Annotated in this window: 10 protein-coding genes; 8 read left to right on the top strand and 2 right to left on the bottom strand. The window is 37.6% G+C overall.

All coding sequences use genetic code 11. The annotated features are described in order from the left end of the window. The first annotated feature begins 76 nt into the window (after window positions 1-76). The 4 genes from PXG98_RS06065 to PXG98_RS06050 all read left to right on the top strand — a co-directional run bounded on the left by PXG98_RS06065 (window position 77) and on the right by PXG98_RS06050 (window position 7,062). Complete coding sequence (locus PXG98_RS06065) at window positions 77-2,419, top strand: PSD1 and planctomycete cytochrome C domain-containing protein (protein WP_276389603.1); 2,343 nt, start codon at window positions 77-79, stop codon at window positions 2,417-2,419. A gap of 4 nt (window positions 2,420-2,423) precedes the next feature. Beyond that, a complete protein-coding gene (locus tag PXG98_RS06060; RefSeq protein WP_276389602.1) occupies window positions 2,424-3,887 on the top strand; it encodes a DUF1501 domain-containing protein in 1,464 nt (487 codons plus the stop codon). Window positions 3,888-3,890: 3 nt separating this feature from the next. Beyond that, window positions 3,891-5,330 carry a c-type cytochrome domain-containing protein gene (locus PXG98_RS06055; protein ID WP_276389601.1) on the top strand — a complete coding sequence of 480 codons (1,440 nt, stop codon included), beginning with the start codon at window positions 3,891-3,893 and terminating at the stop codon, window positions 5,328-5,330. Window positions 5,331-5,394: 64 nt separating this feature from the next. Then, on the top strand, window positions 5,395-7,062 hold the full coding sequence (locus PXG98_RS06050; protein ID WP_276389600.1) for an aryl-sulfate sulfotransferase: 1,668 nt from the start codon (window positions 5,395-5,397) through the stop codon (window positions 7,060-7,062). 8 nt (window positions 7,063-7,070) lie between these two features. On the opposite strand, the gene PXG98_RS06045 is transcribed toward PXG98_RS06050, so the two are convergent. Both PXG98_RS06045 and PXG98_RS06040 read right to left on the bottom strand, forming a co-directional pair. Next, window positions 7,071-8,621, bottom strand: a complete 1,551-nt coding sequence (locus PXG98_RS06045) for a serine hydrolase (RefSeq protein ID WP_276389599.1) — start codon at window positions 8,619-8,621, stop codon at window positions 7,071-7,073. An 89-nt stretch (window positions 8,622-8,710) separates the two neighbouring features. Then, a complete protein-coding gene (locus PXG98_RS06040; protein WP_276389597.1) occupies window positions 8,711-9,964 on the bottom strand; it encodes a neutral/alkaline non-lysosomal ceramidase N-terminal domain-containing protein in 1,254 nt (417 codons plus the stop codon). Between the two features lie 244 nt (window positions 9,965-10,208). On the opposite strand from PXG98_RS06040, the gene deoC reads away from it, so the two are divergent. From deoC to PXG98_RS06020, 4 genes are all read left to right on the top strand, one after another. Next, a complete protein-coding gene (deoC, locus tag PXG98_RS06035; RefSeq protein WP_276389596.1) occupies window positions 10,209-10,931 on the top strand; it encodes a deoxyribose-phosphate aldolase in 723 nt (240 codons plus the stop codon). Between the two features lie 470 nt (window positions 10,932-11,401). Beyond that, window positions 11,402-12,109: a GTP cyclohydrolase I FolE gene (folE, locus tag PXG98_RS06030; protein ID WP_276389594.1), complete on the top strand. Its 708-nt coding sequence runs from the start codon at window positions 11,402-11,404 to the stop codon at window positions 12,107-12,109. 194 nt (window positions 12,110-12,303) lie between these two features. Next, the gene (locus PXG98_RS06025; RefSeq protein WP_276389592.1) at window positions 12,304-12,768 is read left to right on the top strand and encodes a hypothetical protein; all 465 of its coding nucleotides are present in this window, start codon (window positions 12,304-12,306) and stop codon (window positions 12,766-12,768) included. 166 nt (window positions 12,769-12,934) lie between these two features. Beyond that, the gene (locus PXG98_RS06020; RefSeq protein ID WP_276389590.1) at window positions 12,935-14,665 is read left to right on the top strand and encodes a hypothetical protein; all 1,731 of its coding nucleotides are present in this window, start codon (window positions 12,935-12,937) and stop codon (window positions 14,663-14,665) included. Window positions 14,666-14,726: the final 61 nt, after the last annotated feature.

The raw sequence follows: 14,726 nt of genomic DNA, 5'->3' as shown, positions 1-14,726 counted from the left end.
TCGGATAAGATCAGATTAGGACGGTTTTTTTATCCTTGCTATATTTAGGAAATAGTTTTTTTCTTGAATTCCTAAAATGAAATACAGAATTGCATTTACCATAATTCTTACTCTTTTGATTGGATTATTATATGCCTATCAAAAAGGACTAATTTTTGGCATGCAAGAATCAGAAACAAATACTCCTCTTCCGGAAACTGTAGATTATAATTTTCATATTAAACCCATTCTCTCGGATAATTGTTATACCTGCCATGGCCCGGATGCCAATAAGAGAAAGGCTGGTCTGCGTTTGGATCTCGAAACCGCGGCCTTTGCAGAACTTCCTGAAACTCCAGGCTCTTACGCCATTGTTCCCAACAGGCCTTTTAAAAGTGCCCTTTTTGAGCATATTATGTCCAAAGACCCGGATGAAATGATGCCACCTCCGGATTCCAAATTGGCTTTAAATGATTATGAGAAAAAACTTATTAAAAAATGGATTGAACAGGGGGGTAATTTTGAAAAGCACTGGGCCTATCTTTTACCCGAAAAACAAGAATTACCAGCAATTAATAATACCGCCTGGGTACAAAATGAAATAGACTATTTTGTTTTGCAAAAAATTGAAGAAAAGGGCTTAAGCCCATCCCCAAAAGCAGACAGGGCTCAGCTTATTAGAAGACTAAGTCTAGATCTTACAGGTTTACCCCCAAAGCCTCTTCTCACACAGAAATGGTTTAAAATAGACAGTAGCGATGTCGTAGAAAAAGTAATTGATGATCTCCTTGCATCTCCGGCATATGGGGAACGAATGACCCAAGCATGGTTAGATGTTGCTCGCTACGCTGATTCTCATGGCTATCAAGACGACAGCTATAGAACGATGTGGCCTTGGCGAGACTGGGTAATTCACGCGTTTAATGAAAACTTACCCTACGACAAGTTTTTAATCTGGCAATTGGCAGGAGACTTGCTTCCCAATGCTACGCTAGAGCAAATTCTCGCAACTGGTTTTAACAGAAACCATCCGATAACACAAGAGGGCGGGGTAATACAAGAAGAATATAGAACTAATTACGTCTTAGATAGAACAAACACTCTGGGAAAAGGAATTCTTGGAATTACCTTAGAATGTGCACGCTGCCATGATCATAAATACGACGCTATTTCCCAGGCGGATTATTTTAGCCTCTTTGCCTTTTTCAATCAAGTAGATGAAAAAGGCTTACAAATGGACGCGGTACAAGCAGCAAAAGATAAAGTTTACGCAGACCCTCCCTTGATTGAAATTACAGAAAAAGAAGTGGCAGAGGTGCTTCAGTTTATAAACCTTGGTGAAGAAAATAAGGTAAAAGTAATGGTCATGAACGACAATGCTCCTAAAACTACTTTTATTTTAAATCGAGGAGAATACGACAGTCCAACAGATTCCGTACCCTTTAAAACCCCCAACGCTATCTTTCCTTTTCCTGAAAATTTTTCAGCAAATAGATTAGGTTTGGCTAAATGGATAACGGATAAGAATAACCCATTAACTTCACGTGTTTTTGTAAACCGAATATGGGCGATGTTATTTGGAAAGGGATTAGTAGAAACCGTGGAAGATTTTGGGGTACAGGGCAGTTTACCCACCCATCCAGAATTATTGGACTACCTCGCTGTTGACTTTGTAGAAAATAACTGGGATATTCAGTATCTCTTGAAAAAAATCATGCTTTCGGCGACCTACCAGCAAAAATCAGAATTGACCCCTCTTCTTAAAGAACAAGATCCCGAAAATGTGTATCTCGCCAGAGCCTCTCGTTTTCGGATGAGTGGAGAAATGATAAGAGACTATGTTTTAGCAACAAGCGGCTTACTTAATAGGGAAATTGGGGGAGCAAGTGTAAAACCATATCAACCGCCAGGTCTTTGGGAGGAAACAAACGCAGGAGGCAATAGAGGTATCCTAACCAAATATATCCCAGATGAGGGCGACAAGTTATACAGACGATCTTTATACACCTTTTGGAAACGTACCCTCCCACCTGCAAACATGACAATTTTTGATGCTCCTACCAGAGACTTTTGTGAAGTGCGAAGACAAAAAACAAATACTCCATTACAGGCACTGGCCTTGCAAAATGATGTACAAATGTTAGAAGCAGCAAGAGTATTGGCACAAAGAACAATAGCGCAAAGCAAATCTGGGGAAAACCTGGTAAATGAGGTTTTCAAACGTATTCTGATAAGATCACCTAGACATGACGAATTAGAAATTTTAGAAGCCTATTATGCAGACGCCTGGGCCTTGTATTCTAAAAATTCTGAAGAGGCACAGCTCTTAGTAGACATAGGCAATTATAAAAAGGCTAACACAGATCTGGCGGAAACAGCGGCCTTGATGCTAACGGCACAGGTTATCTATAATTTAGACGAAACAATTACTAAAGAGTAAGGCTATGGAAGGAGAAAAAAACAAAGAGGAAAATCCATTAAAGGTAAACAGGCGTCATTTTTTTTCACAGTTAAGTGTGGGTATAGGCTCTCTAGCTCTTGGTTCACTACTTATACCGGACCTATTTAAAAACCAAAGCCTTAGTACTACAGGTATAACGGAGCTGGGGATACCCCATTTTGCTCCTAAGGCTAAAAGGATCATTTATCTCTTTCAGGCCGGAGCTCCATCACAATTGGAAACTTTTGATCATAAACCAACTTTGCGAAAACGAATGGGAGAGGATCTTCCGGAATCCATAAGAAATGGACAGCGACTAACGGGAATGACATCTGGACAGGATAAATTTCCGCTTATGCCACCGGCTATTGGCTTCCAGCAGCATGGAAAAAGTGGACAATGGATTAGTGATTACTTTCCGCATATCGCCAAAATAGCAGATGAAATTTGCATTGTAAAGAGCCTACATACAGAGGCCATAAACCACGACCCTGCAATAACATTTTTTCAAACAGGGAGTCAAATTTCAGGAAGACCAAGCATGGGGTCTTGGATGAGTTATGGCTTGGGTAATGAAAATAAAAACCTTCCTTCGTTTGTGGTACTTACCTCAAGAGGAAAAGGTAATAGTCAGGGACTCTATTCCAAACTCTGGTCTAGCGGCTTTCTAGATTCTAAACACCAAGGGGTTTTGTTACGCTCGGGAAAAGACCCTGTACTATACCTTAATGATCCGGATGGTATTACTAGGTCAGAAAAAAGACATCTGTTAGACAAGGTATCTTCCTTGAATAAAATGCATCAGGTTGAAACTGGCGACGACGAAATTGAATCAAGGATTGCCCAATACGAAATGGCTTATCGTATGCAAATGTCCGTACCGGATGTTATGGATATATCTAAAGAACCCGAAGATATAATTAAACTGTATGGAGAAGACTGTCAGGTCCCGGGAACCTATGCCGCAAATGCCTTGCAAGCCAGACGTTTGGCAGAAAACGGCGTCCGTTTTATACAATTATATCATCAGGGTTGGGACCAGCATGGTAATTTACCGAATGAAATGGCGGGCCAGGCCAAAGACGTCGACAAGGCTTCCGCGGCTTTGGTATTAGATTTAAAGCAACGGGGAATGTTAGAAGACACTTTGGTAATCTGGGGTGGTGAATTTGGGAGAACCAATTATTGCCAAGGCAAGTTTGATCCTTCTAACTATGGCCGTGATCATCATCCCCGGGCCTTTAGCATTTGGATGGCCGGAGGCGGCGTTAAACCCGGTATTAGTTATGGAGAAACTGATGAATTTGGATATAATATTATTAAAGATCCAGTACATATTAACGACTTCCATGCCACACTAATGCACGCCATGGGGCTAGATCATGAACAGCTGACCTATAAATATCAAGGGCGGCGCTTTAGGCTTACTGATGTAGCCGGTACTGTTATAAATGACCTCTTAACCTGATATATGCCAAAGGATTCTTATTCTTCATGGTTCAATTACTGGGTTTTAGGCCTTTCAGTATTTCTGATATTTTGCTTTGTTTTTGAAGATTATATACAGCTGCCCCTTTTATTAAGCTGGGTTGGCAAATGGCATCCTTTGGTTTTACATTTCCCGATTGTTCTGCTTTTAGGCCTGGCAGTGCTGAACTTGCTTAAAAAAGAAATCCCCCCAATCCTATTTAAAGTCACGATTTTTCTAACTTTAGTAACCGCTATCTCTGGATTTTTTCTGGCAACAAGTGCCTCAGACAAAGGCGATTTACTGAGCAGACATCAGTGGTTAGGGACTATACTGGCTCTATTAAGTGTCATTTGGCATACATTTAAGGCAGAAGTAAGGGCAAAGAAATTTCTAGCTAATTCTATTCCTCTCCTCATAATTCTTCTGGTATTGGGAACAGGACATTATGGTGGCATGGTTACTCATGGGGAAGATTTTCTAGCTCTACCAAAAAAGGAGGGTTATGAAAACATTCCTGAAAACCCCCTGGTTTACCAAGACATTGTTCGTAGAATATTAAACCAGCACTGCATATCCTGTCATAACTCAAATAAGAAGAAGGGGGGACTTCTGATGACCAGTCTAAAAGAACTAGAAGCAGGTGGCGATGGAGGTCCGGCAATAATCCCCTTTAACAACCAAGAAAGTGAAATGATCAGGAGACTAAAACTTCCAAAAGAAGACGAAGAACATATGCCACCGGAAGGCAAGAAAACTCCAAGTAGTCTAGAAATAGATATTTTGGAGGAATGGGTTGCCTTAGGAGCCTCTGATACCCTACGTTTTTACGATTTAAAGGAGACAGAACCGCTGGCTCTATTAATTCACGAGCTTATGACACCAGCAGCGGTTGCTAAATGGGTTGATCTGAATGTGGTAGCGGATACTACTATAAGTCGATTAAATACAGACTATCTAACTATCAACAGAATTTCTAACCTGTCTAACGCTTTGGTAGTTAATGCCTACCTACCTCCTCATTACAAGGCGAATCAAATACTAAAGCTGCATCCAATAATTGAAAATATTATAGAATTAGATCTGAGCGGCTTACCCCTTGGAGAAGCCGAGATCGGAATGGTGGCACAAGGCAAAAACATTGAGAGGCTAGAACTAGACGGAACCCCATTAACCGATAATCAATTAGACACCTTAACTGTTCTCGGAGAATTAAGGCTACTAAAGGTTTATAATACAAAGCTTGGAGACAAGAGTCTAACCCTTTTTGAAAAATTCAAAAATTTGAAGCAGCTTTATTTATGGAATACAGAAATAAGCGCAAAGGGTTTAGAAAATTTAAGCAAAAAAAGTTCCAGCCTCCGTATTGATCAGGGAATAGAGGAACCTTATATTACCTTTTTTAGCACCACAGACACCCTTGATTTATCTAACAAAGAATAGTGTTGATCAATTAGCTTTCTTTTCCATTGAATATCGTATCTTTCTGTAAACAAGCCTTCTAATAATGAAAACACTTAGCTCTAGCAAGGGCATCCAAATTTTTAATAAGTCCGCCACATTTCTTTTGGCATTTGTAACCCTTTTGACCTTTTTAGGAAGCTGTGAAAAGCCGCCTCAGGCCATAAGCTATGCCCTAGAATTAAATCCCAACAGCAATGCTCCCCTTGCCGGCATCTATAGTATTGCAGCAAACAAGCCGGTTAAAATTAAATTATCTGTCAGTAGTGATGGAGAGGTAAAAACGATTTTACCAGCAGAATCATATTCCAAAAATCACCTCTATCCGGTATTAGGCTTAACACCAAATAAAATACACAAAGTAACGGCTACACTTGTAGATGAAAAAGGTAAGGAAACCATATTACCAGTTCAGGAAATTAAGACTCCCCCTCTTCCCCCAGATTTTCCAAAGCTAAGTCTTACCCAAGGTACTAACGATACTGTTGAACCTGGAATAACCATGTTTACCGTGTTTAAATGGTTAGACAAGTTTGAAGATGATCCCGATTGGGGCTATGCGATTGCGGTAAATAAAAAGGGAGAAGTAGTTTGGTACCTTAAAACAGATTATTTCATTGATGAGGTGAGGAGGCTACATAACGGAAATCTTTATTTTGGAGGTAAAATAGACGGGCGTGTCTTTGAAATGGATATGCTTGGTAATATATTAAAACAGTGGCATTCTGAAGGCGCAACACTTGGAGATATAGCCCCGGAAAGCATCCCGGTTGATACTGACGTATTTCATCATGAAGTCAGAGAATTAGACTCTGGTAACTTTCTTGGTTTAGGCCTGGAGATTAAATCTTATACTGACTTCCCATTGGCCTATCCCCCTTCTAAAAAAGTTGGCGAAGCAGATGTAGCTTCTGATGTAATTATTGAGTTTGACAGGGAAGGTAAAACCATACATAAATGGTCTGTATCGGATATTCTAGACATTAGAAGGTTAGGAGACGGATCCTTAACGAGAGGATTTTACAATGATGTTTACGAGGATAAGTACGATTCTGTCCCTTTCGATGTTACTCATTCCAATGCAATTTTTTATTCCAAAAAAGACGACGCCGCTTATGTATCCTCTAATTACCAATGCGCTATTTATAAGGTTGACATGGAGACCGGACAACTCCAATGGATTCTGGGTGATCCAACAGGCTGGAAAAAGCCCTGGTCTAACAAACTCTTAAAACCCCTAGGCACGTTTATCTATCCCTACCATCAACATGGTTTAGAAATTACACCTGAGGGAACCCTCTTACTTTTCGACAATGGTGGCTCCCGCAGTTTACCTCCCAACAAAGCGATGCCCAAAGAAGAAAGGTTTAGCAGGGCAGTAGAATACAAAGTAAATGAAGCAGAAGGCACAGTAGAGGAGTTGTGGAGTTATGGCCCTCAGTACGAGCAATTTGTTTCACCCTTTATATCCGATGCAGACTATCTGCCTGAAACTGGTAATGTTCTTATTACTGATGGAGGTAGAATTAAGGGAGAAAATGGTGAAGACTTAGTCACTTTTGGTGGAAGAAACTGGGCGCGAATACTAGAAGTTACAAAAGAAGAAAACAGCAGAAAACTTTGGGAATTAACCCTAGAAGATCCTGAAGTTGGGCTCTCAATTTACAGGGCGGAAAGATTAAAAAACTTGTATCCCCATCTAGATAGACCCTAATTAGAGCACTATATTTTTTTAGTTGGTTTTAGTTCTTTAAAAAAGAAGTCATTATTTGGTACGTCAAAATCAAAACCTAAAACTTCTAGATTATTATTGGTATTAATCTTTATTGTACCAAAACTAAACCACGCCTGCGGCTCTAACCAATTTATCCGCCATACATCGTAATGCCAATGGGATAATTCTGCTCTAAGTAATGGTGCCCTATCAAAATTCAATAGAATTTTGTCCCCCTCCTTTTCAATAGATATAGTTCCAAGGAGTTTAGATTCATAATTACCCAGTAACTTCTGCAGAGGGGTATTTGGCTTTGTATTCGGCTCCCTTTGCGCAATTCTATCCTTAATTCTAGTATCCTTTTCTCTGTAATTATTGGTACTTTTTAAATGTTCGGCAGACCAGTCTTTCGAAGCAACACCCAACATTTTGTCTAAGGCATAGTAGGTAGCCGCCATAATGGGACTTTTAACCCCGTTGGTAAGTACTACAATCCCAATTTTTTCGTCTGGTATTAAGGTTACCGCTGTAATCATCCCATCATAACCTCCAGTATGCCCAACTTTAAGTCTCCCGTGATAATCACTTAAACCCCATCCCAAACCATAGGCATTAAAATGACGGTTAAAATCATTAGTCTTGGTAAGGTCTACATTTCTATTGTTGTGTGGTGTCCATACCATATTTCGACTTTTAGAGCTTAGAAGCGTATCCTTTCCTATTACCCCATTATTCAAGTTAAAAATCATCCATTTAGACATATCTTCCACACTACTTATGAGTCCGCCTGTTGCCGCTACCTGATCCCAATTAACCCAGGGTATTTCATAATTTACCCCTTCTTTTCGGGCGTAGGGTTTAGCATAATTAGCTTTGGCATCTAAATCTTTGACCGAAGAAATTGTTCTGTGCATCCCTAGGGGATTTAGTATTCTTTCCTGAACATTTTCGCTCCAAGTTTTACCAGTTACTACTTTAATTAGTTCCCCGGCAGTGATATACATCAAATTAGAATATCCATAACCTGCTCTGAAATCGTAAGCTTTGGGAACATACTTCACCCGCTTTATTATTTCTTCTGAACTAAAGGTTGTTTTATACCAAATATTATCCCCGCTAAAAGTCCCTAAACCCACTCTGTGACTTAGAATATCTCTTATTGTTGTATGGTCACTGACCCATGGATCATATAAAGCAAAATACGGGAGGTATTTTTTAACCGGATCATTCCAATCTAGTTTCCCCTCCTGTACCAGCATTGCTATCAAAGCAGAGGTAAAGGCTTTTGAATTTGAGGCAATGGCATATAAGGTATTCTTATCAGGTCTAGTTTGTTCTTCTATATCTGAATATCCGTAGTTACCCGTAAACACTAATTCCCCATCCTTCACAATACCTATTGCAGCACTGGGAACATCCCAATCCTTTACCATCTTTTGAAAGTAAGAATCAAACTCTTCCCAGTCTACTCTGGGATTGTTTTGTGCCTTCAGTTCAATAAAAACCCATGTGGTTAAAAGTAAAAGCAATGGAAGAGACCTTAGAGTAGCTTTATGCATTTGAAATACTTAAGAATATTAATTTAGGAAACCGTACAAATTAAATACGACATTAAATATACGTTAAATCTAAAGAAGAAAATTTAGTTTTAGTTCTGACTAAGCTCTTCTATAGTCTGCAGAATAAGTGGTCCAGCCTGAGGGTCTATGGACATACTCTTTAAATAATTACTGTGTTTTACTCTGGGTTCTTTTTCAAAAAATTCCGGCGTAAGAATATATCCCAATGCATCCATCCCCAAGCCTAAAATAAATTTGGGACCCTCGGTCTTCATCAATTTCTTTGAATCCAAAGAATGGGTTGGAGTAGTTTCCCCTGGGTGAGTTACAAATAGTGCTTCCCCTATACCAAATAGGGCTATTTCAGTAAGCACCCCAGCCTTCATGTCGCGCTTAATTACCCCTAATGAGGTTAGCTGCTGAAATCCTTCATTGCTTACCGGAAGTCTGATCTTTTTGCTACTAAAATTTAAGCCAGTACTATTTAAAGTCTTTGGGGCATTCAACATCTTTAAAACGTCATTCCCCAACTCAGAACCCCTATAAAGGGCATTTTCAAATGTCTTTGTCTCATATTCCGGTTGTACCCAACCCCCTATAGCACCTTGAAGAAAAAAATTTACCCCTCCTATATTAGTATCTAAAGTAGTGTATAAGCCGGCCACATAATCTGCCGACACTTCACTATTAGTGCCATCCATAAAAGTGGGATGACAGGCAAAATTTGTTAGAGTTGCCAATGAATTATTCTTTTCGTCCTTAAACTGTATAACTTTTAAAGAACGATCTAGATTTAACGAATCGGAAATATTATATACCCAATCTTCTCCAAACACGCTTTCAGCGTAATATCCTTTTGCCTTAGTTTGATTAGTCCATGCTTCCATTATAGCATCTGCAGAAGCAGAGACCACTTTGGCCATATAAAGACTGTCCACACCTGTGGTCAATTGATCGGGACCCCAAATACCAACTACATCTGGTCCTGAATGTGTGTGAGTTGAAGTCATAACTATTCGGGATACGTCGAATTCTGAAGAGGGAATTTTTTTGGATACAACATCGCGAATATCTTCCAATACAGGGTAAAGCATTCCAATACAATCAAAAGTTATAAGAGCGATACTGCTAATAGAATCGGATACTACAATGGCCTTTACAAACAGAGAATCATGAATCCCCGTAAATTTGCGGTTTTGTCTGTCCCCGGCTATAAAAGAACCAATCTCTGGATTTATTGAAATTTGAGAAACACCTACCTTATAAAAATTCTTTCTTATTTCTTTCTTCGAATTACAGCTAAATAGACTAAGGAGTAAAACAAAAAAAACAATTGTGCGCATTCTATAGACTTTTATGACCTCCCAAGGGAGGAATTACTGTTTTAAACTAATCTGACTTGATCTAATAACTTTACAAATCTCTTTCACACTTCTTAGAGAATGTAAAATGACACATTTATACGTTTGGGTCTTCATAAGGTCAACGCTTAACAGGTATCATTTCTATCAAATCTATTATTTTTAACTTATACATACAAGTTAGTGTATCTAATAGTATCTTGAAAAAAAATAGAAATAAAACCATATGCATAGTAAAGTTAAAGAACTGGCCAAAATGATTGATCATTCCATATTACATCCTACCTTAACGGATGCAGATCTAAAAAGGGAATGTGAATTAGCTGTTGAGTACCAGGTGGCTTCTGTTTGTGTTAAGCCATACGCTGTTCCTTTAACCGCAAGCTTACTCAAAAACTCTGATGTGTTAGTAGGTTGTGTAATTGGCTTTCCTTCCGGGAATTCAGCCATAGAAGTAAAGGTTTTTGAAACAGAAATAGCCTGTAGAGATGGTGCTGTGGAAGTTGATATGGTCATAAATATTGGAAAAGCCTTGCAGGGCGACTGGGATTATGTTTATAAAGAGATAAAGGACGTGACCGATTGCGCTCATAAGCATGGAGCCATTATTAAAGTAATTTTTGAATCTGATTTTGTTACCCGGGATAGCGATATTATAAGACTTTGTGAAATATGTACAGAAGCCAGAGCAGACTATGTAAAAACTTCATCTGGTTTTGGTTTTGTTAAAAAGGCCAATGGGGACTACAATTACCAAGGCGCTACCCTCCCGGTATTGAAGCTAATGAAAAAAAGCATTGGCCCAGATGTAAAACTAAAAGCCGCTGGAGGAATTAGAACCCTGGACCAATTATTAGCTGTTAAAGAGATTGGATGCCACAGAAGTGGGGCAACTGCTACCCAAACTATACTTAAAGAAGCTATGGTAAGGTTCGCGCATTTAGATTAATGTTAGTGATGCCTATTTCAAAGTAAATATTCCGGACATTTTTAAAAATAATTTAAGGCAAAACGGCACTGTAGCCGTTTGAGCTTCATTTCTCAGGCTACAACCTCTCTTGATATATAAAAGTCATATTGCCTTTCTTCATGTCATTGTTTGAGAATCCTTATATCCACCTTAGCATTTAAATCTCTCCAAAAAAAGACGCCAATAATAGATGTTGCAATTTTTTACGAATCAGATTATCACCTTAGTACCAAAATAATATTCTGTTTAATTATATAAATTAATTACTTGAACATTTTAAAAACATGAGTTCTTGCAAATATCTCCCTAAATTAAATACTAAATCCGCAATATAATTTTAATAAAATAAAATTTTGTTTATTCTTTAACATTATTTATTAAACAATATTAATAGTTTTACTCTAGATAATTTCAAGATTATAGCATAATACACAAAAAACACTTATAGAATGAAAGACCAAAACACCTTAATTGAAAATTTATTAAAACCTAATAAACTACTTAATGGCTTTAACACAGAGGAAATAGGAGATGATCATCTTTATACTGGAATAGAAACCCCAATGAAAAAAGATGCTTTTGCTCTAACCGACAAACAAAAAAAGGAACATATTGCCATACTATTTAGAGAAATTATGGACGTGATGGGATTAGACCTAACGGATGATTCTTTAAAGGGAACTCCTCAAAGAGTTGCTAAAATGTATATTGAAGAAATATTTTCGGGCCTTAATCCTGAAAATCGCCCTAAGATTGCCCTCTTCGAGAATAAGTATCGCTATAATCACATGTTAGTAGAAAAGGATATAACATTTTACTCAAATTGTGAACACCACTTTGTGCCGATAATTGGAAAAGCACATGTAGCCTATATCTCTTCCGGTAAAGTAATTGGCTTGTCTAAATTAAATCGGTTGGTGCAGTTTTATGCGAAACGTCCTCAGGTACAAGAACGGTTAACAAACCAAATTGCAAGGGATCTTCAAGAAACACTGGAAACCGAAGATGTTGCTGTAATCATTGAAGCGAAACATCTGTGTGTCTCATCGAGGGGTATTAAGGACGATACTTCATCCACCGTTAGTTGTTATTATGGCGGAAATTTCAATACGCCTGAAAAAATTAATGAACTACAAAACTATATTAAACCACAATAAACAGTTTTTTGCAGTTTATTCGGATAAGTTGTTTGTGTTAATTCAAAGTCCAAAGAATTCCTTGCCCAATAAGAAAGAATTACCTTAATTCTCTTTCTCTTGAAAGGAATTAATTATTTTTGTTTTACTATTTTTTACTGAAAGAGATTCCAGTAAACGATTTAACTAAGGTAATACCACTAAACATTTAACTTATGAAAAAACTATTATTTACCAGCCTTGCATTTATTTGCCTGTTTTTAAGTGCCGAGAGTCTTAAAGCACAGGCGGCAACCTATGAAGTAGGTGTTAGAATTGGAGACAACACCGGTATTGACGGAACCATCCCATTGGGAATTGAACCAAGACTTCATCCTACTGTTTATCTCGACAGATTTGGAGTAGGTACTTATTTTGACTGGATGTTTGCATTGGCCGATGGCCCAACAGGACTTAAATTCTATCCAGGAGTTGGTCCGGAATTCTTTTTCGAAAACGACTTTGACTTTAACGTAGCGGGGAATTTTGGAGTGGAATATGCCTTTGAGTTTCCGATTACCATAGGCTTAGACTGGAGACCCGGTTTTGCGGTAACCAATGATTTTGATTTTATTTCAAGCAATTGGGGATTCATGATCCGCTATCGCTTTAAAGAAGGAGGCTTCAAAAAGGTCGATTAAAATCACGTCAATCTATGAGTAAAAGTCCAACTTAATCGTTGGACTTTTTTTGGCCTCATACAGACTTTAGAAAACATTTCTTACATTTAAAGGTAATACCAGTGTACTAAAAGAGCAACAATATTGCATTGCGCTATGGCTACAGTTGTATTAGACAACCATCTCTATGAAGAATAAAAAACTTTTGGGTTTTCTTTTAGGAATAGGAATTATTCTTTTGATTATTGGCATTTTTGGCCATTCATTTCTTAACAAAGCAGCAAAAAACTACCTAAAATCTGAATTAGAAGTATTAAATGCTAAAAATGAATATATCTATCAGGCTGGAAGTCTAGATATACGCCTTTTGGGAGGTTCTATTGTTTTAAAAGACTTTAAAATTAAACCTAGTGACGCCTATCTTGAAGCTTTTAATAATGGGGAAGCTCCGGAACCTACTTTAAAAGAATTAAGCGTAGATCAGGTATCATTTAAAGGAATAGGAATCATTGATTTACTTCTTAATAATCATCTGAACATACGAAACATTCAGATCAACAAACCTACTTTTAAAATATTAAAACACCCTGAAAATTATAAAACAGATTCCGTTCCAGGTACAAGTAAATCGAATTTCTATTTAGATTCTATTCAAATTAGAAAAACAAAAGAAATAAGCCTGTCCGAGTTTAATATAGTTGACTACGAATTACAGATTTTAGATGTGGTGAGCAAAGACACCATTTTGCAATATACCGGTAAAGACATGACGATTGATGGGATTGACCTGGAACCATCAGAAAAAAACCCCAACTACTTTTACTTTAATACCGAAAAGCTTCTTTTTAAACTACAAAAGCAAACAATCGATTTAAATGCAGACTTCTACTCTGTAAATTTAGACAACTTAGTATATGACCATAGCAAACAAAGTATTGAGATAGACGGATTTGCTTTCAGTCCTATGGTGGAAAATACTCAAATCATGAGCGCTTCCAAATATACGTCTGAAGTATACAAACTAGAAATGCAAAAAATGAATATTAATGGTTTTAATCTGAATCCTTTAATTCATTCCGGAATTCTTATCATTGACCAAATAATAATAGAGCAGTTAACGGCCGAAATAACTAAAGATAAAAGCAAGCCATTTAACACTAAAAAAGTAAAGAATCTACCACAGGAATCCTTGCAAAATTTGAATTTTCCTATGCTGATTCAGTCCATCGACATCAAGAATTCTACCCTCAATTATTCCGAACAGGACAAAGCACCCAAAGACCTATTAGACTTAAATCTAACAGATCTTAATATAAACATTAGTAATGTTACTTCCTTAAAGGATACTACCTTAAAAAACAAAGCATTAGAGATATCTATAAATACCCTTCTCTCAGGCGAATTACCTATTGAAACTAAAATAAATATGCCCTATAATTCCTATAACAATGCCTTCACGTTTACAGGTCATTCAAACAAAGGGGTAAATTTCAATAAATTCAATTCTGTAGTTTTTAAAGCGTTGAATATAAAAATAGAGGGAGGTGTCTTAAACGGCATTAAATGGAGTGCCCAAGGAAATGATGAAAAGCTGGAAGGAGAATTTACCATGTTATACAAAGAACTGGAAGTTGATCTTTACAAAGAAGACCAGTCCCAAGCCAAAACACTTTCCTGGCTTGCGAATGCCGTAGTCCCTAAATCTAATCCTGGTAATAATGGAAAGGTATTTATTGCCAGTATGAAGTTTGAACGTGTTAAATATAAAGGACTCGGAAACTTCCTATGGAAAGGTATTCAATCTGGGCTTATAAACTCTATTAATCCACTAGCAAAACCTTCACCAACTAGCAGTTCAAATTCGCAAAAAGCAAAAAGCAAAAAGCAAAAAGAAAGGAAAGAAAAAGTCAAAAACTAAAACTTAATTCCTGCATCTTAGGAAGTGTAAAATTATCTAGCGTTATTTTGTAAAATATAAT

This window comes from Eudoraea chungangensis, from assembly GCF_029360665.1.
GTDB classification, from domain to species: domain Bacteria; phylum Bacteroidota; class Bacteroidia; order Flavobacteriales; family Flavobacteriaceae; genus Eudoraea; species Eudoraea chungangensis.
This window is presented reverse-complemented; position numbering and strand designations above follow the sequence as displayed.